Origin of the sequence: [Leptolyngbya] sp. PCC 7376, from assembly GCF_000316605.1 — a bacterium.
Taxonomy (GTDB): domain Bacteria; phylum Cyanobacteriota; class Cyanobacteriia; order Cyanobacteriales; family MRBY01; genus MRBY01.
This window is the reverse complement of the sequence record NC_019683.1, coordinates 3,811,347-3,835,824: the sequence shown is the minus strand read 5'-3', so window position 1 is coordinate 3,835,824 and position 24,478 is coordinate 3,811,347. Positions and strand designations below refer to the sequence as shown.

The 24,478-nt window shown below is 43.8% G+C and carries 17 protein-coding genes; 5 read left to right on the top strand and 12 right to left on the bottom strand.

Translation table 11 applies throughout. The features are described 5' to 3' along the window. Genes ntrB through cynS form a run of 3 tightly spaced genes read left to right on the top strand, consistent with a single transcriptional unit; the run spans nt 1 to nt 2,233 of the window. A complete protein-coding gene (gene ntrB, locus LEPTO7376_RS17310) occupies nt 1-840 on the top strand; it encodes a nitrate ABC transporter permease (protein ID WP_015135421.1) in 840 nt (279 codons plus the stop codon). Beyond that, entirely contained in the window at nt 840-1,733 is an 894-nt protein-coding gene (locus LEPTO7376_RS17305; RefSeq protein WP_015135420.1) for an ABC transporter ATP-binding protein, read from the top strand. The genes ntrB and LEPTO7376_RS17305 overlap by 1 nt, the downstream gene beginning before the upstream one ends. A 56-nt stretch (nt 1,734-1,789) precedes the next feature. Beyond that, complete coding sequence (cynS, locus tag LEPTO7376_RS17300; RefSeq protein ID WP_015135419.1) at nt 1,790-2,233, top strand: cyanase; 444 nt, start codon at nt 1,790-1,792, stop codon at nt 2,231-2,233. A 96-nt stretch (nt 2,234-2,329) separates the two neighbouring features. On the opposite strand, the gene LEPTO7376_RS17295 is transcribed toward cynS, so the two are convergent. The 7 genes from LEPTO7376_RS17295 to LEPTO7376_RS17265 form a co-directional block, all read right to left on the bottom strand. Then, nucleotides 2,330-4,678 (bottom strand): acyl-CoA dehydrogenase, encoded by a 2,349-nt coding sequence (locus LEPTO7376_RS17295; RefSeq protein WP_015135418.1) that lies wholly within the window; start codon nt 4,676-4,678, stop codon nt 2,330-2,332. Nucleotides 4,679-4,745: 67 nt separating this feature from the next. Then, nucleotides 4,746-5,951, bottom strand: coding sequence for an acetyl-CoA C-acyltransferase (locus tag LEPTO7376_RS17290; protein ID WP_015135417.1), 1,206 nt, complete (start codon nt 5,949-5,951; stop codon nt 4,746-4,748). 133 nt (nt 5,952-6,084) lie between these two features. Next, nucleotides 6,085-8,457, bottom strand: a complete 2,373-nt coding sequence (locus LEPTO7376_RS17285; protein WP_015135416.1) for a 3-hydroxyacyl-CoA dehydrogenase/enoyl-CoA hydratase family protein — start codon at nt 8,455-8,457, stop codon at nt 6,085-6,087. A 180-nt stretch (nt 8,458-8,637) separates the two neighbouring features. Then, complete coding sequence (locus tag LEPTO7376_RS17280; RefSeq protein ID WP_015135415.1) at nt 8,638-10,683, bottom strand: long-chain fatty acid--CoA ligase; 2,046 nt, start codon at nt 10,681-10,683, stop codon at nt 8,638-8,640. 688 nt (nt 10,684-11,371) lie between these two features. Continuing rightward, entirely contained in the window at nt 11,372-12,946 is a 1,575-nt protein-coding gene (locus tag LEPTO7376_RS17275; protein ID WP_015135414.1) for an alpha/beta hydrolase, read from the bottom strand. Nucleotides 12,947-13,192: 246 nt separating this feature from the next. Beyond that, nucleotides 13,193-14,341, bottom strand: coding sequence for a PLP-dependent transferase (locus LEPTO7376_RS17270; protein ID WP_015135413.1), 1,149 nt, complete (start codon nt 14,339-14,341; stop codon nt 13,193-13,195). A gap of 103 nt (nt 14,342-14,444) precedes the next feature. Next, nucleotides 14,445-15,194, bottom strand: a complete 750-nt coding sequence (locus LEPTO7376_RS17265; RefSeq protein WP_015135412.1) for a class I SAM-dependent methyltransferase — start codon at nt 15,192-15,194, stop codon at nt 14,445-14,447. A 418-nt stretch (nt 15,195-15,612) separates the two neighbouring features. Here LEPTO7376_RS17265 and LEPTO7376_RS17260 point away from each other — a divergent pair, with 418 nt between their 5' ends. Then, complete coding sequence (locus LEPTO7376_RS17260) at nt 15,613-16,080, top strand: DUF1348 family protein (protein WP_015135410.1); 468 nt, start codon at nt 15,613-15,615, stop codon at nt 16,078-16,080. 88 nt (nt 16,081-16,168) lie between these two features. Here LEPTO7376_RS17260 and LEPTO7376_RS17255 read toward each other — a convergent pair whose 3' ends face one another. The 4 genes from LEPTO7376_RS17255 to LEPTO7376_RS17240 form a co-directional block, all read right to left on the bottom strand. Next, complete coding sequence (locus LEPTO7376_RS17255; RefSeq protein ID WP_160148497.1) at nt 16,169-16,969, bottom strand: hypothetical protein; 801 nt, start codon at nt 16,967-16,969, stop codon at nt 16,169-16,171. Nucleotides 16,970-17,016: 47 nt separating this feature from the next. After that, nucleotides 17,017-19,098 (bottom strand): GlcNAc-transferase family protein, encoded by a 2,082-nt coding sequence (locus LEPTO7376_RS17250; RefSeq protein WP_015135408.1) that lies wholly within the window; start codon nt 19,096-19,098, stop codon nt 17,017-17,019. 24 nt (nt 19,099-19,122) lie between these two features. Then, nucleotides 19,123-19,785, bottom strand: a complete 663-nt coding sequence (locus tag LEPTO7376_RS25870; RefSeq protein ID WP_015135407.1) for a KilA-N domain-containing protein — start codon at nt 19,783-19,785, stop codon at nt 19,123-19,125. Between the two features lie 293 nt (nt 19,786-20,078). Continuing rightward, nucleotides 20,079-20,408: a PqqD family protein gene (locus LEPTO7376_RS17240; protein ID WP_015135406.1), complete on the bottom strand. Its 330-nt coding sequence runs from the start codon at nt 20,406-20,408 to the stop codon at nt 20,079-20,081. 448 nt (nt 20,409-20,856) lie between these two features. Between LEPTO7376_RS17240 and LEPTO7376_RS23810 the strand changes: the two genes are divergently transcribed. Continuing rightward, nucleotides 20,857-22,686 (top strand): iron uptake porin, encoded by a 1,830-nt coding sequence (locus LEPTO7376_RS23810; protein ID WP_015135405.1) that lies wholly within the window; start codon nt 20,857-20,859, stop codon nt 22,684-22,686. A 59-nt stretch (nt 22,687-22,745) separates the two neighbouring features. Here LEPTO7376_RS23810 and LEPTO7376_RS17230 read toward each other — a convergent pair whose 3' ends face one another. Continuing rightward, complete coding sequence (locus LEPTO7376_RS17230) at nt 22,746-24,437, bottom strand: SulP family inorganic anion transporter (protein ID WP_015135404.1); 1,692 nt, start codon at nt 24,435-24,437, stop codon at nt 22,746-22,748. Nucleotides 24,438-24,478 lie beyond the last annotated feature (41 nt).

Here is a 24,478-nt window from a genome sequence, read left to right as displayed (position 1 = left end):
ATGGCAGTTACGAGTAAACGACTACCAAAATCGGCCTATGCCAGGCCGAAAGAATCAATTTGGCAGAATGAGAATTTTCTAGCCTTTCTACTCTTTGTTGGCTCTCTGGCTATTTTTCTAGGAGGATGGGAAATCGGTGCTCGCGCGGGAATTCTCGCCAAGGGCATGCCCACTGCATCGAAAACCATCCAGGAACTATGGTGGTGGACAACCCATCCGTTCTTCGATAATGGCCCTAACGATCTAGGTATTGGTTGGAATTTATTGATTAGCCTCCGACGGGTGGCGATCGGTTATATTGCGGCTTCTTTTGTTGCTGTACCGCTAGGGATTTTAATCGGTATTTCTCCTATTGCCAGCAAAGCCTTTAACCCTTTTATCCAGCTTCTTAAACCTGTTTCGCCTCTTGCATGGTTGCCTCTTGGTCTTTATATCTTGCGAGACTCTGAACAGACTGGTGTTTTTATCATCTTCATTTCCAGTATTTGGCCAACGCTGATCAACACTGCTTTTGGTGTAGCGAACGTCAATAAAGAGTATTTAGATGTTTCAAAGACTTTAGGTGCTTCTCGGCTCCGCACCATCTTTAAAGTGATTATCCCTGCAGCTCTACCCAATATTTTGTCGGGTCTGAGGATCAGTATGGGTATCGCTTGGCTGGTAATTGTGGCAGCAGAAATGCTCCTAGGTACAGGTCTTGGTTACTTTATCTGGAATGAATGGAATAACCTTTATATCCCGAATATTTTGGTGGCGATTTTCATCATTGGCTTAGTTGGTCTAATTCTGGATAGTGGTTTTGCGGCTGTCGAAAAATTTGTTGCATTTGGTCGAAAATAATGAGTGTTACTCCTGTGAATCACGCAACTCCCCTTACACCGGAAGATACTTTTTCTGATACGGCTCAACTTTCGATTCGTAATGTGACAAAGGTCTTCCATGGTAAGCAAAGTTTACTGAATAAGGTCACTGGCAAAAAATCTAAGGATTATGTGGCGATCGAGGATATTAGCCTTGATATTGAGCCTAATACCTTTGTTTCGATTATTGGACCCTCTGGCTGTGGTAAATCCACGTTGCTCGATATGATTGCGGGTCTCTCTCCCGTAACGTCTGGTGAAATTCGCCTGAATGGTATGCCGATTACTGGGCCAGGGCCAGACCGGGGCATGGTGTTTCAAAGTTATGCATTGATGCCTTGGATGACGGTAGAGGAAAATCTCTATTTTGCGGTGGAAACGGTTTATCCGGATATGCCTAAAAAGCAGATCAAACGCACGATTAAGGAGCATATCCAATTAGTGGGTTTATCTGGTGCGGAGAAAAAGCATCCTCATGAAATTTCAGGTGGTATGAAACAGCGGGTGGGTATTGCCCGTGCTCTGGCGATTAATCCACAAATGTTGTTGATGGATGAGCCGTTCGGAGCATTGGACGCGTTGACCCGTGGTTTCCTGCAGGACGAGATCGAACGTATCTGGGAGCGGGAACGCAAAACGGTGATCATGATTACCCACAGTATTGACGAGGCGCTGCTTCTGTCCGATCGCATCATCATGATGACCCGTGGCCCTGCTGCTGGTGTGGATGAGATTTTGGATGTTCCTTTCCCTCGTCCTCGCAATCGTGAGGAGTTGGATCAGTATCCGGCTTACCACGATCTGAAGGTTGAGATGGAGCGTCATCTATCTCGCGAAACTCGTGCTGTTGAAGCGGCAAGGGTCACTCGTTAATCGACGCATTGTGATTTTTTTACGTTGTAATTTTAGTTTTTTAGAGGATTCTAAAGATGGCAATTTCTGAAGTAACGGAAAAGCTTTTGGCTGCGAAAAAAGCTGCTGGTATTTCTTTTGCGGATCTAGAAGCAAAGATAGGCTGTGATGAGGTGTGGATTGCCTCTGTGTTCTATCGTCAAGCGAGTGCTTCTTTGGAAGAGGCAACAAAGATGGTGGAAGCAATTGGTGCTGATGCGTCTTTGATTGAGCCTTTGACTGAGTGCCCTGTGAAGGGTGGTTTGGATCCTGTTGTTCCGACTGATCCGTTCATCTATCGTTTCTACGAAATCATGCAGGTTTATGGAATGCCTGTGAAGGCGGTTGTTCATGAGCAGTTTGGTGATGGCATCATGAGTGCGATTGACTTCTCCATCGATGTTGAGCGCGAAGAAGATCCTAAAGGCGATCGCGTCAAAGTCATTATGTGCGGTAAGTTCTTACCCTATAAGAAGTGGTAAGGATTGTCGATATTTAAGGTTTCGTTTCCATTCAGATATAGAAAGACTGCTAGTTTCAAGCTAACAGTCTTTTTTTATTTGTCGTTGGTTTGAAGCCTACTTCAATAGCTTCGATACTTTCTCTTTGAGGGCATATTCTTCTAAATCAAATGCGTCAACTTGAATCGCATCATTACGGGCAAGTTCAGCTTTTTGGACTAACTCTAATTCAGATTTGGTAATAACATCACGCATTTGGGCGAGATCAAGGAGTTTTTCTGGTCTGTCTTTCGGTAATAGTCCTTCGGCGATCGCCCCTTTGATTTTTCTCAGAATTGGTTGGCTGGCATGAACAAGCGTAAAAGCTTTTTCGAGTCGTCCGAGGGCTTCGGTTTCGGCTTGGGGCACATAGATGCCTTCGGTTAAACGTTCGCGAATAAATCGGTTATTGCGCAAGAGTTGGGCGACATCATGGCCAAGGCGATCACTCGGTAAATCGCTAAGTTTATTCCAGCGCACCCATGGCAACGAAGTACTGCGCAACATTCCACCAACAACGGGCAGATCGATATTATTCAAAATGCCTTCAAATGCCATCTGGACTTGGTAGAGAGCATATTGCAAACTCCAGTGGACAAGCGGTAATTCTTCTCTGGGTTGACCACTGGCTTCATAGCGACGGAGGGTGCAAGTGGCGAGATACATCCAGGTGAGGGCATCTGCAAAACGTCCCGTTAATTTCTCTTTGCGCTTCAGTTTGCCGCCATAGGCCACAAGAGCAAAGTCACTGAGTAAGGCAAAAACGGTGGAGGCAAAAGTTAGTTTGCGGTAGTATTTTGCGGTTGCGCCGGAGACTGGGGAGAGGGTTAATGTGCCGCCGCTAAGACTCAACATAAAAGCGCGGAATTTATTGGTGGCAAAGGAACTGAGATGTGACCACAATGTGCGATCAAAAGCCGCTAAATCTTTGTCGTTTAAGGCTTGGATTTCGTCGTAAATATAGGGGTGACAACGAATTGCGCCCTGACCAAAGATCATTAGGGTGCGTGTCAGAATATTTGCGCCTTCGACGGTAATAGCAATAGGCATCGCGGTATAAACATTGGCGAGTAAATTGCGTTCGCCACGACAAATACCGGAACCACCCAAAATATCCATGCCGTCCATCACAATTTTGCGGCCTAGCTCGGTACTAATATATTTGGCGATCGCCGCAGAAATGGCGGGTTGTTTGTTGTTATCGACTGCGCCACAGGTGTAGAGCCGCAACGCATCGAGCATATAGGTGAAACCAGCGATGCGGGTGAGGGGTTCTTCGATGCCCTCAAACTTGCCGATGGATAGCCCAAATTGTTTGCGATTGACGCTGTGGGCACTAGCGACGCGAGCCACCAATTTTGCGACTCCGGTACAACTTGCAGGGAAACTAACTCCACGACCAGCGGCCAATGATTGCATTAACATCCGCCAGCCTTTACCCGCATTTTCGACACCGCCAATAATTTGCTCGACGGGCAAAATGACATCATGGCCTTCCGTCGGCGAATTGTAGAACGGCACGCCCATTGGGTCATGGCGCTGGTTAATCACCACACCCTCGGTATCCGTCGGCACCAGCACACAGGTAATGCCCACATCTTCGCCTTTGCCCAGCAAATGGTCTGGGTCATAAACCCGCACTGCTAAGCCCAATAATGTGGCGATCGCCCCGAGGGTGATGTAGCGTTTTTTCCAATTTAGTTTGAGGTAAAGTTTGCCGTCTTCCCCTTTAAACACCTCGCCTTTGGACACCAAACTGGCCGCATCAGATCCCGCGTTCGGTTCGGTGAGAGCAAAGCAAGGCATTTCCTCGCCGATAGCTAATCGTGGTAAATATCGGGCTTTTTGTTCTGGTGTGCCGTAGCGAATCAGGAGTTTTGCGGGGCCGAGAGAATTGGTAACACCGACCGTTGCGACATGGGTAAAGGAGCGTGATGCTAGTTTCATCATCACGGCGCTGTAGGCCAAATTAGAAAATCCCAAACCACCATATTCCTTGGGAATCATCATGCCAAAGAATTTTTCGTGTTTGAGATATTTCCAGAGTTCTGGCGGCAAATCTTTGTGTTGATAAATCTGCCAATCCGTCGCCATTTCACAAGCAGTTTCGACTTGGTTATCCAGAAAATCTTGGATTTCGCGGTCTACTTTTGGATAGGTTTCATTGAGGATAAATTTCCAGTCGGGTTTGCCTGTGAAAAATTCTTTTTCGACCCAGGCATTACCTGCTTCGATGGCCTCTTTTTCGGTGTTAGAAATTTTCGGTAAGAGTTTTAGTTTTTGAATCCCGGCAAAAATCCAGCGAGTGATTAGATTTCGCCGCAAAACAGGGAAGAGAAAGATTGATAGTGCGAGGAGAAATCCCCCTAAAACCATTGTCCCCACGAGGGATGGGGTGACATGGGGCAGATAATAAAAACCATTCATAAATCCTATCCAAATCAGTATTAATTTCGGGGAAGGGCGTTTCGCGAAACGCCCCTACAAAGGCGGGTTACAGCATCATGTTTTCGAACACACCAGCCGCCCCCATACCACCACCAACGCACATGGTGACCAGGCCATATTTCACGCCGCGTCGTTGCATTTCGTGGAGTAATGTTGCGGTCAACTTCGCGCCAGTACAACCCAATGGATGACCGAGGGCGATCGCCCCACCATTTACATTCACCAGATCTTCGTTGAGACCCAGCTCCCGAATCACAGCGAGGGATTGGGCGGCAAAGGCTTCGTTTAGCTCAACAAGTCCAATATCTTCTAAGGTTAAACCGACTTGTTTGAGAACTTTCGGCACTGCTGCGACCGGGCCAATGCCCATAATTTCCGGGTCAACGCCCACCGCCGTAAAACCGAGTAATTTCGCGATTGGTTTAATGCCCAGTTCCTGCACCATTTTTTCGCTCATCACCACCGTCGCGGCTGCCCCATCGGACATTTGAGAAGATGTTCCGGCAGTGACAGAACCTTTGGCATGGAAAACAGGTCTTAAATCTGCCAAGGCGCTCAAACTGGTATCGGCGCGGATTCCCTCGTCGGCTTCAAAAATGGTTTCAACGAGTTCCGATTTGCCATCGACATAGCGGGTTTCGCGGACGGTAATTGGCACAATCTCATCTTTGAAATAGCCTTTTTCGCGGGCAATCAAAGCTTTCTGGTGACTCCGCAGTGCAAACGCATCTTGGTCTTCGCGGGAAACTTTAAACTTGGTGGCGACTTTCTCCGCCGTTAATCCCATCGGCAAATAGGCGGCTGGCATATCCTCAAACAAATCGACATTCGGCAGCCAATTATGACCACCCATCGGGATTTGGCTCATGGATTCTGCGCCACCTGCCACGATGACATCCGCCGACCCGAAATTAATCGCCTGGACTGCCATGGCGATCGCCTGTAATCCCGACGAACAAAGCCGATTTACGGTGACCCCTGCGACATGATTTGGTAAGCCTGCCCGCAGCGCGATCATTCGCCCAACATTAAAGCCCTGTTCAGCTTCCGGTGAAGCACAGCCCATAATCACATCGTCGATTAAATCAATGATTGATGTCTCGTTTTTGGTGGCTGCCAATTGATCAGTGACGACTGAAATTGCACCTTTAACAGCAGTGGCTCCGAGGTCATCGGCGCGGACATTTTTGAGGCTACCCCTAGGGGCTTTTCCGGCGGCGGTGCGGACGACACTCACGATGTATGCATTCATTTTTTTGCTTCCTACAACTAACTGAGGGATCCCCCCTAGCCCCCCTTATTAAGGGGGGAAATAATTCACTTGTATGTCTGGGAAGTCCCCCTTTCAAAGGGGGATTTAGGGGGATCTCCCACAAGTGGCGCAATTAATTCCGCAATGGTTTCTTCGTCTTGAGCATGTGCATAATGCGCTCCTTGGTCTTCGGCTCATCGATGAGTGGCATAAAGTTTTCGCCCTCCAATTTGAGAAGATATTTGTCATCCACCCAGGCCATCTCCGTCAAGTCACCACCCGTCAACACATAGGCAATGCGGTGCGCCAACATCTGGTCATAATCCGAGGCATAGCCCCCTTCCTTCATCGTGTAGACCATATGCTCCAGAACGGTTCGCGCCGATTTGCCCAGTACCGGAATCGGATCTTTCGCGGGCGGCACATAACCCAATCGATGCAGACATAACGCCTCTTGTTTGGCGACATAAAGGAGGCGATCGCCATTCATCACGATTTTGGTGTCGGCTGGGAAGAAACCCAGTTCGATGCCTTCGTGGGCACTACCGGAAACTGTCGCTGTACCAACGGTCTGGAAGACTTTTTTCAGTAATGGCATTAGATCCGCTGGGGTTTCACCATTGGCTGTTTTAGCAATCCACCGCGCCCAACGCATTAGGCCACCACCCGCCGGAATTAGACCAACTGCCATTTCCACGAGACCAATATAGGTTTCCGCATCGGCGACGATATGGGGGCAGGCGATCGCCAATTCACAGCCGCCACCGAGGGCACGACCATGGACAGCCGCCACAATCGGTTTATGGAAATAATGGATGCGCTGCACAAAAGCTTGCACCTGTTCGAGAAGTTTGCGCACACCGCCATGGTTGCGACTGAAGGGGTTGAGGTTTTCTAATTCCACCATCTTGCCCACTTCGCCGAGATTCAAACCCACACAGAAATTTCGGGCATCATTACCGATTACCACGCCTAAAATTTCGTCGTGGTTCGTCACATAATCGAGCATGTCCCCAAAGCCTTCGATCACTTTTGCGCTTAAGGTATTGGCTTTAGAGCGTAGGTCACACAGCGCAATACCATCGCCGAGGTCGAGTAACGCCATTTCAGAATTTTGCCAGAGGGTTTTCTCATCGATGCGATAGTCCGCCAAATGAATTTCATCGTCATGGCCATCCAGTTTTTGGTAGGTCATCCGATTGGGCGAATAGACCGTTTTATTTTCGCTATAGAAACGGCTGTGACCCATGGAAGCCATCTGTTTCACCCAGTGGGGAATGAAATAATTATGGCTATTTAGATCGCCGAAAATGCGGTTAAAGCCCAGCTCATCCCAAATTTGGAATGGCCCCATTTCCCAGCCGAAACCCCATTTCATCGCGAGGTCGATCATCTGCGGTTCATCGGCAATTTCTGGCACTCGATTCGCGCTATAGGCCAATGTCTGCAACATCAAATTCCGGAAGAATTTACCTGCTCGCCCATTGTCGTCATACAGTTTGCGGAGGCGATCTCCCAACTCTAGCTTCTTCAATTTATCGAGGTTACCCAACTTCATCGGTTTGGGTGAGTCGTACCCAAAGGTTTCTGGGTTGAGAGACCGAATTTCGCCGTCTACTTTTTTATAGAAACCCTGGCCAGCTTTTGCGCCTAGACTACCTGTTTCCACTAGCTTCCCGAACAGCTCTGGCACTTGGAAAACCTCGCGTCGTTCATCCTTGGGAATGGCCGGATAGAGATTTTTTGAAACATAGAGAAGCGTATCCAACCCCACCAGATCAGCCGTGCGGAACGTCGCCGATTTTGGCCGCCCCATCAGCGTGCCAGTGAGGGTATCAATTTCCTCGATGGTGTAGTCGCCGTCGGTAAAACTTTGCAGGGCGAGGAATGAGACAAAGACACCGATACGGTTGGCGATGAAATTCGGTGTATCCTTCGCCAGCACAATGCCTTTGCCCAAAACCATCCGCCCAAATTTCGACAGGTGCTCCACAATCAGCGGATCAGTTTCAGCCGTCGGAATGAGTTCTAATAATTTGAGATAACGGGGCGGATTAAAAAAGTGTGTCCCGAGAAAACGTTTCCTAAATTTTGGTTTGCAATTCGCGGCGATCGCCTCAATGGATAGCCCACTCGTATTGGTCGAAATAATGGCATCAGTCTTAACTGTTTTTTCCAGACGCGCCATCAAATCCCGTTTAATATCCAGATTTTCGATGACCGCTTCAATGACCCAATCCACGTCCGCCAGCCGATCCCAATGTTCGTCATAATTCCCGAGGATGACCCGCTTCGCCATTTTCTTGCTGTAAAACATTGGCGGCGATCGCTTGAGCGCTTTTTTAAAAGCCCCTTCAACCAAATCATTTTTACGACCTTGCTTGGCTGGTAATTCTAGGAGATGTACCGTTAAACCCGCATTAGCCAGATGAGCAGCAATTTGAATGCCCATCACACCCGCACCAAGGACAGCGGCAGTGCGAATTGGTTTATACAGTTTAGACATAGAATCTTCCTCGTGACGATGACATTACTAAGGGGAAAATATTCAGTTTTTTTCAAAGAAGAAAAGGGATAAAAAGTCGAGGTGTATCCGTTGAAGTTAGTCGCGGACTGATGACCCATTCACCAGTTCTTTTTATCCCCGAAAAGTCGACAACAAACCTGTTTTAGTTGGCGAGTAAAGCTAGCTGTGCATCAGCGATTGGGCAAAGGTTGGGCAAGCCTGAGGTGTAAATAAATCTGTAGGTTTTTCCATTGCATCATCCTTTGATTTACTCGACTGATAAAGCTTATTGATATCCGAGGCAAATCGCAGGTAAACTTGGCTCCGCGATAATGTGCCATCAGCATTCATAAAACTCTCTGGAATGTCCTGTTCCATCAAGGTGAATTTACGAATATTCGACCAATAGGGCAGATGACAATTCGCTTGGTTCACCAAGTTTTGGTACAGCGCAATAATCTGCGGATCGTCCAAATCGTAATCAATATGATTGGCATTCAGGAGTTCGATTAGGGCATTGCGTTCTGGGAAAATCAACATCCCGCAAAACTTTTGGTTCATGCCCACGGCGATCGCCCATTGCACCAGTTCAGATGCTTGCACCGCATTTTCTAAGGGCTTCAGGGAAACATATTTGCCCGTCGCCAGTTTGAACTGTGCTTTTTTGACGCCTTTGATCCGTAAGAAGCCTTCCGGAGTCAACCCACCAATATCACCGGTATGCAACCAGCCATCTTCCATCACTTGGGCAGTACCCACAGGATCTTTGTAATAGCCTTGCATCACAAACGGTGCTTTAATCAGAATTTCGCGATCGCCCGCAATTTTGATCTCAGTAAAAGGCATCGGCAGACCGACCGTATCTGCCCGGTGATTATCTTTGCGGTTGTAACAAACTACGCCACTGGTTTCCGTCAGACCATAGCCTTGGATCACTGGGATTCCAGATCCATTAAAGAAATTCACTAATTCCGGTTTGAGAGCCGCACCACCGCAAATCAGAGCGTGTAACTTGGTGCCAAAAACATCTTGCCACTGACTAAATACCCATTTTCGGGAAATCTCCCAAGGCATTTGGGCTAATCCTCTTGGAGGAGCCGAGACATCATAACGGTGAGCTAGACGAACAGCTTGTTTTAAAGCCGTCGATTTAAGCTGATTTTTTAGACCCTTTGTCTCAAATAAGTCTACTTTTGCAAGGACACGCTCATAGATTTTTTCGAGGAGACGCGGCACCGTAATCAAAATAGTGGGATTAATCATCCGCAGATGACGAATGAGACGAGTCGGACTAGAGAAATACAGACTATGACCATAGGCCAAATGCCCATATAGAAAGACCCGCGCAAAAATATGGGTCAATGGCAAAAAGAGTAAAACCGTTTCAGCGTCACCAGTTTTTAGGTTGGGATAGCTACTGAAAGCAGTTAAGGCATTGCTCGTCATATTTTCATGGCTGAGCATGACCCCCTTGGGTTGTCTATCTTCGCTGGCAATATAAATAATCGTCGCCAAATCCTTGGGCTGTAGCTGATCCTTTAACGGGGCGATCGCCTCCTCTGACCACAATTTTTCGCCTGGAGTTTGCAATTCATCTAGAGACAATAAGCCAATACAACGGTGTGGCCAACTTTGCACTGTTGGCTGATGGGTGTGAGAACTCTCTCCAGTCAAAAACTGGGATAGGTGCAAACAAGCATTCGGCGCAATGGCCATAGATTTGGATGCGTCTTCAGACTGCAAGCGCTTTTCCCGCTTTTCTTCCCAATCTTCATCGGTATTTGCCACAATAATCCAGCGCAAAAACTCTGCCTGAGCTAAATAAGGAAGAAGCTGATCAAGCAATTTCAGATCCGAAATCACGAGTGCTTTGGCTTCCGAATGATTAAGACAATAGAAGATATTTTCAATAGTCTGGGTCAAATCAATTGGCACATTTACAAATCCTGCCAGCAGTGACGCAAAGTCAACCAACGCAAACGGAAAATCGCTATGCATTAACATCGCCAGGCGATCGCCTTTTTCTAGAGCCAGCACAGAAAATCCAAGAGCTAGTTCTTCCACCCTGCGGCGAAACATGAGATTAGAGCAAGTCTGCCATTGCCGCTCAGCATAACGATTTAACGCCAAAATATTTGGGTGGCGATCGCAGCCCATATCAAGCACATCTGGAACCGTAGCCCCTAAAACATTCGCTTGATTGATATCACTTAAAAATTGAGTCATCGATCCTAGAAACGACGTAGCCGTTTCCCTAAATCAGTAGAGATGATTTTTGCAATAGAAAATTGTTGTCAACCCTATAGAACAACGCCAGTTTTGCACTAAAAAATAGGAGAAGAGCAGAGGACGCTATTCCACAAAGTTGATTGTTGTCAGATACCTACTTCTTTTTGTGATCCAAACAACAACAAATAATCCAATAAGAACATAAAGAAAAGCAGTGAGATTTCACAGGAAATCAAAATATTTAAGTGCTAATTTTGTGACAGACTTAATTTTATTTCAGGAACAAGCTGACACAGCATAGACTTTAGATGAAATTCTTTTCCTGGAATTCATCAACTCTCAATGCTTTGCTAGAACATGTTTACATTATAACTTTTGCTGATTATAAATAAGGTGGTATGTAACGATTGAATATGCAACTTTAACGCAATCTTTAAAAATGACATTGGATAGCAAATTTGACTAAGTGTTTTTCCTTAAAAAGTTTGGGGATCAAGGATAAAAGCTTCATAAAGCATCTCTAATTGATGAAGTCTTATTTTTTGCGTTTATGTTTTTTTAATGTTTTGGACGGGTTTTCAAGATGAATTGGAGTATTTTGATCGAATGCAAAACTGATGAATAAATCTAATATTCGTTTCTTCTGGGATTCGCACAATGATAGCTGAACTATTGTGCAACTAATCTATGTAGGCAAAAATATTGAAGAATCCTCAACCTTAAACTGCGCTTTGTCTTCATTGGTGAGCATATAAAGATTGCGAGGCGATCGCCCTAAGTATTTGCCATAGTTTGCACAGAGATATTGAGTATAATCTGTCTGCCCAAGGAGATAGGCATTAAAAAATGCCAAGCTTAGGGCTTGGATATTTTGTGTGAAAATTGTTTGTTGAACTGATGGTTTGTGGGGCGAAGTAACCGTGATTTTTAAGCCTGCTGCCTGAGTCCATTTGCGTAAATTCTGGACATGGAGCTTCCCATCCATGACTACTAGATATGTTTGTTCTGTTTGCAACCATCGAAATAGACGAATTTGTTCTAGAGCAAAGGGAGTCGTAATATCATGACTTCCAGCGATCGCCATAACGGGAATATTCACTGGAGTTAATCCTTGTTGACCAAAAATTTCGCTGCCAACAAAGTCCCAGACACAAATACAGCTCACCCTTGGATCGTTTAGGTCTTGCAGTTCTTGCTGAAATCCTAATGCTTGGCATTGCAAGAGTAATGAAATATTAGGCTCACTGCTATTTTCACCACAGGCGAGTTCTAAATGGTCAAATTGAATAGTTGCCCCAGCTAAAGTTAAGGCAGTATACGCCCCAAAGGAATGCCCCATCACCCCAACTTCCAAAAGATGTAGCTTGCCTTCAAATTGCTTTTTATTGAGGTGTTCTAGTTGATCTAAGATTTCTGTAATTCTATGGGGGCGATCGCCGAACTCTGAAAAGGGAAAAACCTCGTCAACTTCCCCTTGTAGCATCAATTTAAGGCGATCACTGTTGCTACCATGATGTTGAGGAGTTACCACTAGATAGCCATGGGAAGCTAAATGGATAGCAAAGGCTTCTAAATCCTCTGGCATTGCCCCTAAACCATGGGAGAGAGCAATAACAAAAGTCTTCTCTGGTAATGGTTCTGGCTGGTAAAGCAATGTTTTGGCAACACCTTCCAATTCATTAATGAAGACAGCGTATTTTCCTGATTCTCTTAGATCTGGGAGTTCTGCAAAACGGTTGACTTGATCCTCATGGATATTTTTGGTGGCGATTGTCTTTACTTCTCCAAGGAGTTGATTCGTATGGTTAACCAAAGTCTGAATTTTGGCTGCCGTCGCCATTAGTTGATCGATATTAATCTGCATCTGTTCTGGGACAAGACGCAAAAGATGCAGTAATGAAATACCTTCTTGTTTCCCTGCCATATCTACAAATAGTTGTCGTAAACCATGGGCCGAATTCGGCTGATCTGGGAAATGGAATAAAGGAGATAATTTTGCTAGAATTTGCCGCCCAATAGACGTTTGTAAGAAATGCTTGAGTTGCTTACCGTCTAGTTCAATACGGGTTTGTAGAATACTTTGGCATTTGCGACGGCTGGACTTTTCCTTTCTGAAATACACTCGGCAAGCCTGGTTCGCAACATAAGGCAATTTCCGCTCATCGAGAAACCGCTTAATCCAAAGGAACAGACGGATTAATAATGTTTTGCTTTTGCGGGGCGGGGACTGCTCCGGCGAGTGAGAACTAGGGGAAACCATAACGACACTCCAAACCAACGGCCACTAAAAAATGTCCGCTCTTCCCCTATCTATATGGTGGCCCAAAAATTTGTGATTTGGTTTTTGTGTAAAGACAGATGGCAAGCATTTCAGATTTTCCTTTGACTATTTGAGGCGATAAGAGCAAGATGCACTTAGCGAAATATTGAGATGAAACTTGGCGGATTATCCCAGAAAATACAGGCGATCATCCTAGTTGATATTTCTGCTGTGAATTTTGACAGTTTAATGATTCGCAATTTCTAGAGCTTTATCAATATCCTCAATCAAAGCATCACTGTTCCCATAACCAATACTGAGTCGAACCAAACTGTCACTAATCCCTATGTCTTGTCGTTCTTGTGGAGAAAGATTGTAGTAAGTGAAAATGCTACACTGCTCAATCATGGCTTGACCTGAGCCAAAATTGCTTCCCATGCAAGGAATTTGCAGAGCATCTACAAATTTTGAGGTTGCTTTCTCATTCATATCCAATTCAAAAGAAATCACTCCTCCATGTCCAGTTAAATATTTTTTTGCCAAGTGGTGATGAGGATGAGTTTTAAGACCTGTATAGAAAACTTGTTTGACTTGATGATGATGATATAAATACTCGGCTATTTCCAAGCCAACTGTATTAAAATGCTGCATTCTAATCTCTAAAGTTTCCAAACTTCGATTGAGCAAAGAAGCTGTGTTAGGAGCGGTAACTCCTCCCATAATATTTCGGTAGTTTCGAATATGTTCAATTAAGTCTTTTGAACCAGCCACACTTCCGGCCAAGACATCTCCATGACCGCCAATATATTTGCTACAGCTATGAATTGTCAGATCGGCCCCCCATTTTTGTGCTTGGAAATTCAATGGCGTGGAAAGCGTGCTATCGACAACTAATAATGCATCAGCGTGCATTTTTCTTTTAATCTTCGTAATATCTACCAAGTATAGATGAGGGTTTGATGGCATTTCAAGAAATACCATTTTTGCATTTTCTAAACACTTATTCGAGAAATTATTATCATTATTAGTAGGATTTATTGATATTGTCTTGATTCCCCATTTTGGTAAGATTTGGCGAAAGAGCTGTTTGGTTTTTCTATAGCATCTTCCTGTATACGCTAAAGTGTCATTCTGTTCCAGTAGGGCACAGGCTGTGGTAGTAATAGCATTCATTCCAGATGAAAAAATCAGGGCACTCTCATAATTATCAAGAGCTGCTATTTTATTTTCGAACTCTAGCCAATTAGGATTATCATACCTTCCATATCGTCCTACACTAACCTTGCCTTCATAGTATTGCCTCACCTGAGCTGTATCTTCAAAAAAATAGGCTATATTCTGATAAATAGGTGTAAGACAGCTGTTACGGTAAGATTGTTTTTTTTGTTTTGACACAGCTTGCTCCGTGAACAGAAAAAATTTCTTTCGCTACGCAAATTTAAAATTCTAGTAGCAAGGATTACAACTAGAATTTTAAATTTACTTTTTTATTGTCAAATCAGCTGTTTGGTATATTACCCACTTTTGTTCCAATAATGGCGACATAGTACAAAGGACGACCATCCAAATAGAATCGATGACGGTACTTGTGCGTTTTAGTAATATTGAGAATATTCTCATCACTCACCCAAGGATGCCATGCAACGAAAGAGTCTGTTCCTTCATTTTCCCAGCGTTCGTTTTGGACATTAAAGGCGATCCAACTATTAGGAGCAATTACATTAAATGCCTTTGCCCACGTCTTAGCTGGAATATGGTTGAACCCAAGTGCGGAACCACAAACAATGCAATCAAACTTTTGTTGAATTAATGCTTCTTTTGTTTTTGGGCTTAGATTATTTAAGTCCTCAATGTAGTAGCTGCTATAGACATCTGGATAGTCTCTATCCACGGCTTCTTTTGCTTCAGGAACAATGTCAATACCAACAATAGATTTAACGCCGAAATCTGACAATGTTTTACCGACTGCTCCACTGCCAGCTCCAACTTCCAGTATCGTCAAATCCTCCATTTTTTTCCCAGAACTAACAATATACTCCTTGAGTAAAGAAGGCAAAACAATATGAGATTGTTCTTGTTGTTGCTCCATTATGGATTGGTATAAACGAGGAATACTATATAGTTCCTTGTAGTCATGCAATCTTATTTTACGTTTTTTGCCATCTTGTAGGAGATAGAAAAACTCTTCTTGGATAACTAAGTCTTCGATGTTTTCCGGAATAATGATTTCGTAGTTTGATTCTGTCATCGATTTGCCTCGTTCTGAATGCTAGAGCGTTGATCTTTAATGTTGCAAAGGTTCCGACAAGTGCTAGAAAAATCGATTGAAGCTTTTTTCATACTTACGCAAGATTATCTTGGAGCATTTCGCCCATTTTGCCAAGCTGCTGATCACACTTTTGGCGATCGCCTTGATCTTTCTTGTTCTGATATACATAGCGCTCGCATCCCATTTTTCTTGGGCTATTAGAGGTTGAATTGAGATTGACAGTTATCTGGCAAATACATTGTATTTACTTATCTTTAAGTTGTCATGTAGTCATGATGAACTTATGAGTGGTGAAGAAGTAATAAGACATTAACGCGCAGACTTTAGTTGCAACGAAAATGAGAGGCGGTCATGATACAGACCGTCATTTTTTTGAATTTATTGGGGAAGCTCAACGATGACAACGCCTTTAGTCCCTCCTTTTACCCGAGAGATTGCGATCGCCAAAGTACGGATGGCGGAAAATGCATGGAATGGTCGCAACCCAGATAAGGTTTGTATGGCATATACGGAAGATAGTTTCTGGCGTAATCGAGCTGAAGTGTTTCAGGGTCGCGAGAAAATCCGTGAGTTTTTGCGCCGTAAGTGGGATAAAGAACTAAATTATCGTCTTGTAAAAGAATTGTGGGCCTATGGCGATGATCGTATTGCAGTACGTTTTCAGTACGAATGGCAGGATGATGCAGGGCAATGGTATCGCGCCTATGGCAATGAAAACTGGGAATTTGATGAAGCCGGTTTGATGCGTCGCCGCGAAGCAAGTATTAACGACAAACCAATTGCTGAATCTGAGCGTCGTTTTTTCTGGGATGCGCCCGGCGATCGCCCCTCGGATCACCCTGGTTTAATCAATTCTCCTGAGTAGTCAGCTATCAAAATAAATTTATGGTTCAGTAAATCCATTCGTATAATGAATGGATTTTTTATGGAGAGCAAAATCTAAAATATATAACTCAGTCAAAACATTGTATTAACGCTAAAAATGCCGCATTACGATTGTCATAATCAAGTTGATAAGCTTGAGTCTGAGCAGATAAATCAACTAGTGCATTCATTGCAGATTGTTTGTGTAAGGGAAAATTAATTGTCTGCTCAAGTAGCTTTATAACAGCCTGACTTGAAGATAGTTTTTCTAAAGCTATTGTAGATTCTGAATGATATTTTAAAAATACTATTCCCTTAACTTCACAAGGACTTGCCTGTACCTTTTCTATTGGAATAGTGACGATTTCTTTCGCTATCGAGTTAATCTGATTTTTATCCTGAATCCACTTATTGATCGACTTCCGAGGACGTGGAGTTTGAGGAAAGCCAATGAGCTGATTCGTCACAAGATCAAGAGCAACAACATCATCACTTAGATATTGCCATCCTTCTTGTACTAGCAATAAGACAATAGAGCTTTTGCCGCCTCCAGGTGGAGCCAACAACCAGATAGCTTCATTGTTTTTGGCAGCAGCAGCAGCATGAAACCACAAAAACTGGGACGTGTTTTCAAGTAGTGTTGTAACTAGATGATATTTGAGTTGTGTAGTAAATACATCTAGTTGTGATGTGCTGAAAACTAATTTTGAATCACCTTGTATTAATTGACTTAACTCATACTCTGACTGACTTTGTATGGCCGAAAACTTTGCGATAGGGTTGCTCTGTGAATCAGATAAAAGATGATCAAATATGCTCAGTACAAACTGCTCAATCGATAGATTATTTGTTTCGATCAGTAAAGCTTGATGTTGAAATTCAAGTTGCAATATTCGCATCTTGGAACAATAGTTAAATGACTGCGATATTGATTGTTTTAGCTAGAAAAAATGCGCGTTACAACATAGAAAGGACGGATAAACCAATAGATAAAGGAGAAAGATTTTGGCAGTTTGACTAAATTTTGGTCACGCCAACTTGGGGCAAATATGCGTTTCAGAATATAGGTGAAACGATCACGCCAGCGTTCTCGGATTTGTAAATCTAATCGAATATCTTCTTTTATTGTTTTGAATGAAACTGGTTTATTCTGAACTTCAAAAAGCTGATTATTTAGGTACTGTAAATGCCATGTCAGATCATAGTCGGACTGAGCCTGGACAGATTTTGGTAGTTCCCAGTCTAAGATCTGGGCTGAAAACTTGAGTCCTAATTGCAATGCTCGTTTGACACCTAACTGATGCGATCGCCACCAGATATAATCCCAATCAAGATCTGGTGTGGAATGGATAATCTCATATAAATCCCGCAGCCAAATAAGCTTACGCCATCGATCTTTTAGCCCATGAATGCTTAGCAGCAACAGCAGATCTTCAGGGGAAGGCATCATCACCGTCTGATCTACAAGTTGTAGGGAATGGGCATTCTCTAACAAGTCTTCAAAACGGCAGGAGAACCCATAGAAACTTGGTACTGCTGCACGATGTAAATCAATTGCCATACGACTCTGATGATTTCGGAGTACTAAGTCGAAAGCATGATCGGTATGGGGGGTCAGCAAACGATAGCCAACTTTTGTCAAAATATTTTTTGCTTCCTCGAAATATTCAGGAGCAACCAATAAATCCAGATCACTGAACTGACGCGCGAGCAGGTCACCATAAGCGGCGATCGCCAAAGATGGCCCTTTGTAGGCTAAAACTGAAATTTGGTGAGTATCCAGTAACTGCACTAGACTCGCTAATTCTTGCTCATAATTAGAATTTCGGATGATGTGAGAACGGTACTCTTGTTTAAGTTCCTGTTGAGTATGTTTTGGTAAATCAGCCAGAATATCGAGTGCTTGCAGACGCTGAAAAAGGAGTGGAAAAACACCATGTTTAATCGCAAGTCCAATTAGATATTTCCAATCAAGTCTTCCCGTTAAAATAGCTTTCCACTCTTCTTCTCCAGAGAGTTGGTGTTGAGGTTGAGTGCAGTAGAGAAGAATGTCACGTTCTCGTAATTTATGGTTAATGCCGACTTTTTTCGCCTGGCGATCCCGTTGGATTGTATTGAGCTTTGTCTCTCCGCCAATCATAAACTTGGCAAAATTGATATTAAGACGGCGCTCCAATTCTGCCAAAGATCGAACTTCACCAAGGCCATACTCCCCAAAATCAATGACTTGGGGCTCCATTCCTAATAACTGCCGAATATATGATTCGGTACGTTTTTGGCGCTTGTTCCAAGTGGGGTTGTCAGACCAATTGAGAACGCGTGTTTCACCGGAATTGTAAAAATGCCAGCAAACAGGTTTATGGGGATTGTACACATCCCAACCATGGGTCCAGAGCCGAACCCCATAGGGGACTTCATCTGTAAAATAGATGTTGGGATCTTGGGGGACTTCTTGAATCACCTCTGCGCGAGAAAAGCTAAAGCCCCCCGCGATTAGCATCCCAGATTGGGGAGCCTCAAATTTACTCAAGTCATCATATGCTTGCTGACGTAAATCACCTGATTTCAAAAAGAATTTCGGTCTAATGCGAGTCGCATTATGACTAACTAAATGACGAGGGGGAATATAGGCAGGAGGATAGGAGCTAAGTAAAGGTTTCTCGCTAGGACATTGGGCCAGCATCTCGATGAGCTGTTCGTCCCAACGAGGAGCAAAACGCATATGGGCATCGATTTGTAGACTATATTCTTCGCTGTCCCATAACTGCTGTGTTTTATGGCGTGCCCAACCTAATCCCTGAGACTGTTTGGCGGGAATAGATTCAACACGACAGTTGGGAATATCTTTGAGCAGTTCAACATAATAAAGTTCTGAATCTGCATATTGCCAACAAATGCCAAAGCTTAATCGCTCAAGTTTGGCAGCTTGGGCGATCGCATCTTTAACCGTCGGCACAAGCTCCAGATCTCGATATGCGGCAATTTGGATAAAGATGCGAGCATCAAGCATAGACTTCATTTGCTGTATTTCCGTTACGAGTGCTTATCTAGGCGTCTCTGTAGTTTCAAGAGGAGTTGTTGTTGGTGCTTCGGTGGTTGTCGTGGTGGTAGTTGTCGTGGTGGTTGTCGTCGTCGTTACTTCGTTTTCGGGGGCTGCTGTTGTCGTGGTTTCCTCAGTAGAGCCTCCAGAAACCTGAGCTTGAGCGCGTTTGCTGAGACCTACTACTGTGACAATAGGTACTATCCAACCGGCTGTAATGAGAGCCCGGCGCTTCATCTTATAGGTGTGTTTCAACTCATGAGCTTGGTTTGTTTGTTTGTATTGCCCATAAAGCTCTAGTAGGGCGATCGCCTCGGAACTTGACCAAGTATTTTGCGCCCACTGATATACGTCTTCTCCTAGCTCCATGGCATAGACCAAAGCCAGTTCCGGTGTGCTGTAGGTCCATAAGCTGCCATTAATTCGCTCAGTCTCTAATTGCCCAACTAGACCAACCACGAATTCTTGCTGAGAATCTTGGAGTACATCTGCCTGAGTTTGACGCTGCACGTCACTAAGTAAATTCTGAGCCGATGGAGTTTTAATCCAAGCTAAAGGACGCTTTCCATTGGGTCTTTTGGCTGCTTTCCACAAATCTGTCAGACAGACTAAATTTGTGTCGGGATATTTATGGATAGTGACGCCCAAACATATATCAATGGTCATTCGATTTTATGCTCCTGACTATGCACGAAAATAATGGCAAGCAGTCATCACATCAACTAAATTATTTACTTAGTCACTACTGCAATTTAGCTTGCAAAAAACATAGTAAAACCAAGATCGAAGACATTCAATCTTCTTCAGGTATCCCGACTTATATATAGACAAAGATTAATCTAATATTTTGGAAGCAACGCAAGAAAAAACAAGTTTTAAAAACGTTTTTTTCTAAATCTTTACTTTGATTAAGAAGCCAAAATAAATGTGTAGTTTGTTTGCTGGGAAACCTACGAGAGTTAACGAGTAGATAGCTCTAAAAAACCAACTTGCTCTAGGCGAGTAATTGTTGCTACAACATCACCAAAAATGTCTTCGAGTTCGATTTCTGGTAAAGAATCTGCCAATTCTTGACTAATATCCTTAATAGAATGTACGCCACGACATAGCTGCCAAATCTCTTTTGCTGAGGCATTTAGGGAGACAGCAACTTCATCATCAGCATGATAGAGCAAGAGATCTGGCTCTAGGGCATGCACTTCTACATTAGGAGCATGGAGTGGAATTGTTCGCTCATAAAATGTTGCTGAGTTTGTCTTTTGCTGCTCCAATCTATTCCCTTTACTCATGGTTGCTACCCCTAATACAAAATGTTTAAAACAGGCGTAAAATAATAAGCTTTGAGGCTTCTATATGCTTGATCAGCATTCTAACTAACAATAATAGAAACTCTCAAAATCCAAGGTGAATCACGCAGTCTATGTAAACTTTTTGTATTGTTCACGCTTTTGAAAAGTTCGATTATGTTTTGGATTCTGAATCTCTATTCTCATTAAGAAGGCGATCGCTTCTTTAAATCAAGCATCCCGATATGATTAATGCCCTTAAATAAAAATTGTCGCAAATTATTTGCTAAAAAAAGTATTTCTATATAGGCAGTTTTTCTGATGAAATTCTAGAGTATGTAACGTAAATTACAAAAATGTAATTTATCATAAGCCTCTTTTACCCCAAGTCTGATTATTATGTGTGGTGCAGCAAAAGCTGCTAACACAATTTATACGAGATAATTGCAAGATGTTTTTCCCTACCGACCTCGCTTATGATTTTTCTGAAGATCCATCTTCTAAAATCGTACTCATTGAATCGGATTCATCGCAGCAAATAGAAAATTCTCTCGATCAAAAACAAACTTTTGATGCTTCGCAAACATCACCTTATTTCCTAGGTCAACTGGAGCAAGAAGAACGATATATTCCTGTGCGATATTTTAAGGATGTAGAGCCGAGCGACTGGGCCTATGAAGCAATCCGTAATTTAGTCGATAAATATCAATGTCTCTCTCCAGAGACCGATACCCTTTTTCGTGGTGATGAAGCGATTTCTAGATATGAATTTGCTGTGTCGCTCAATACTTGTCTGGAAGCTATCTACTTAATCATAGACGCTGACACTAGTATGTCTGGAGACGAAGAATTAGTTGGTACTCTCAATCAACTCACCACAGAATTTAATAGTGAATTAGCTTCGATTAGCCAAGATGTCGATGAGCTAGAAGAAGCGGTTTCTGGTTTAGAGTCAAGCTTATTCTCTAAGTACACCAAATTAGATGGAGAAGCAATTTTTGCTTTAGCAAAAGCCTATGGCGATAACTTTGTTGAAGGTAGCGAAAATCTCTCTTTTCTACCCGGTGTTTCAGTTAATTTAGATCCAAATTTAGTTGCGGCTTTTGATGCGCGAAATCGACCAATCCCTCGTGTTGATGCCTTAGTTGATAATGAACAAGTTGCGGTCTTTGGTTATCGCATCCATTTGGATCTTGATACGAGTTTTACCGGAAAAGATAGTTTATTAATTCGTTTGGCTGCCACTAATCTCAGACCTTTTACGGCGAACAGTCGTGGTCGTTTTAAAGCGCCAGCTATCCCACCGTTTTTGCCTCGCCCTCTTGATGCGCGTTTTGTGGGTAATACAGGGGAGACATTCCAGAGTTTAAATATCAATGAATCAAAGTTAATTTATTCTTTTCCGGTTGGGGGAACGAGGTTTAATGTTGCGGCGGCTGGTGCAGCTTGGCATGATTTTGCGCCCACAAGTAATCCTTTCTTTTTTGATCATGATGGCGGTCTGGGAGGTATTTCAACGTTATCGTCTCACAGTCCCATTTACCGGATTGGAGGTGGTACTGGTTTAGTTATTAATGCGCCTTTAGCTTGGAAAAAAGAAACGAACAAAGGAATTGATTTAACGTTGGGCTATCTGGCTGGTGCGGATGTTGCGGATCCTTTTTCCGGTTTTGCGAAGGCGAGTTATGGTGTTTTAGCCCAAACATCTTTTGAGATGGGAAATTTTGATTGGGGTTTGACTTATGTTCATGCTTACAATCGCGAGAATGATGCTCTGTTTAATCATGGGTTTAGAAACCGAGATGGTTTTGTCGGAACGCAATTGGCGAATCTCCCTGGTACGACACTCCAACGTCTTACTGAGCCTTTAGTTGGTTTGTCACCGACAGGTGTTGTCAGTAATTCTTATGGTGTTCAAGGGGCATGGAAAATTAGTGATGCAGTTTCTCTGAGTGGTTATTTTTCCTATACAGATCTGAAAATTTTGGGTCAAGGGGATGGCGATCTCTGGACTTATGGTGTTGGTTTCGCGCTACCGAATTTTGGGAAAGAGAATAATTTATTGGGGGTATTTTTCGGTGCTCAGCCCTATATTTCTAATCTCGATTTACCGAATATTACCTACCGTAATGAGACGACACCTTTTCATCTTGAGGCTTTCTATCGGCATCAGATTATGGAAGATATTTCGCTCACGCCTGGTGTAATTTGGTTGATGGCTCCTAATGGGTTTGACTCTGATGTGGTGATTGGGAGTTTGAGAACGACTTTCCATTTTTAAAGTTTGTTCGAGACTCGAAAATAAGTGGCGATCGCCTCTTGATTTGGAGCTATCACAATTTAAGATGGTGTTTGAATGTCAGGCTTAGCCGGATTTTGAAATGCTTCGACTGCAGTGTTTATCGTCGGGAAAATTAGATCCGCACCAATTTTATGAAGCATTCCTGAGCGATGGAGTTGGGCATACAAATCTTGCTTGACTCGCATCATTGCGAAAGTGATATTTTGCGCGGCTAGCTCTTGGATAAATTCTTCCAGCATGTCTGAGGCGGTAATGTCTATTTCGGCGATCGCCTCTGTATTGAGCACAAACCATTTCACTGGCTCTTTTTCTGCTGCTATGGCTGCCTTTGCTCGTTGCTTGAAATTTTCAGCATTAGCAAAACAAATTGGCGCATCGTAACGGTATAAAACTAATCCCGGAATGGTGACGGAATGATCCCAATCGTCGATGTCATGCCAACCTGCTAACCCTTTGATTTTTCCCAGCACAGCATCATGAGGGCGAGCAACACGGCCAAACAGCTCGACCACAGATAAGGTAATGGCGATCGCAATGCCGATTAACAAGTCAGTGGCTAGAACGCTAACCATGGTGATAATAGCCAATGCAAACTCAGAATTGCGAAATCGTTGTAGTCGTTTAAATTCCTGAATTTCGATTAATCTCGTCGCCGCAAAAATCACTAAGGTTCCCAGTGCAGCCGTAGGAAAAGAAGCTAAAACAGGTCTCAGAAAGAGCAATACTAAAATTACTGAAACCATTGCCACCAGAGAAAATAACTGAGTTTTATTGCCCAGAGCATTACCGATTACCGTGCGGCTGCCACTACTACTAATCGGAAATCCCTGCATTAGACCAGCACCCATGTTTGAAAAGCCCAGAGCCAATAACTCTTGATTGGCATCAATGGTGTAATTATTGCGAGCCGCAAAAGCCCGGGCGGTTAAAACATTATCTGAATAGCCCACAACAGCAATACCGACAGAAGCCGAGACTAAAGCTAAAAGTTGACCATTGGCAAAATCCGGTAGACGCGGTATTGGTAAGCCGCTGGGAATTTCGCCGACGACTGCAATCCCCAATTGATCGAGCTGAAAAAATTTGACGGCAGCAGTTGCCGCCAATACCGCAATTAAAGGCCCTGGCGCATTGGGAAAACGGGCTTGAATAACAAACAGAAAAATAAGGAGAATGATGGACAGGATGAGGGTCGGAATGTGAGCTTGGGGTAATTGCGTTAAAAAGCCTTGAATTTCGCCAGGAATAGTTTCGGCGTCAATGGAAAGGCCAGCTACTTTACCCAACTGACCCGAAATCATGATTACCGCCACCCCTGCCATATACCCAATCAAGATCGGTTTAGACAGTAGATTGGCGAGGAACCCTAGCCGCAAAAAGTAGCCAACAATGTAGACCCCTCCAACAATCACCGCCAATAATCCAGCTAATGTCGCATAATCACTACCATCTGCGGCTGCAAGGGGGGCGATCGCCACAGCGGTCATCACAGCGGTTGTCGATTCGGGGCCGACAGATAGTTGAGGCGATGATCCGAGAAGGGTATAGATCACCATTGCTGGCAAAATTGCCCAGAGGCCAGCAACTGGTCTTACCCCAGCTAATTCACCGTAGGCCATACATTGAGGGATTAGGTAAGCAGCAACTGTTAAGCCAGCGAGGATATCTCCCCGTAACCAAACTTTTTTGTATGACAGTAGTCGTTTTAACCCTAATGGTGCTGAAAACATAGTGAAATCTGACGTTGCGGCTTTCACTTATCGTAACGTTC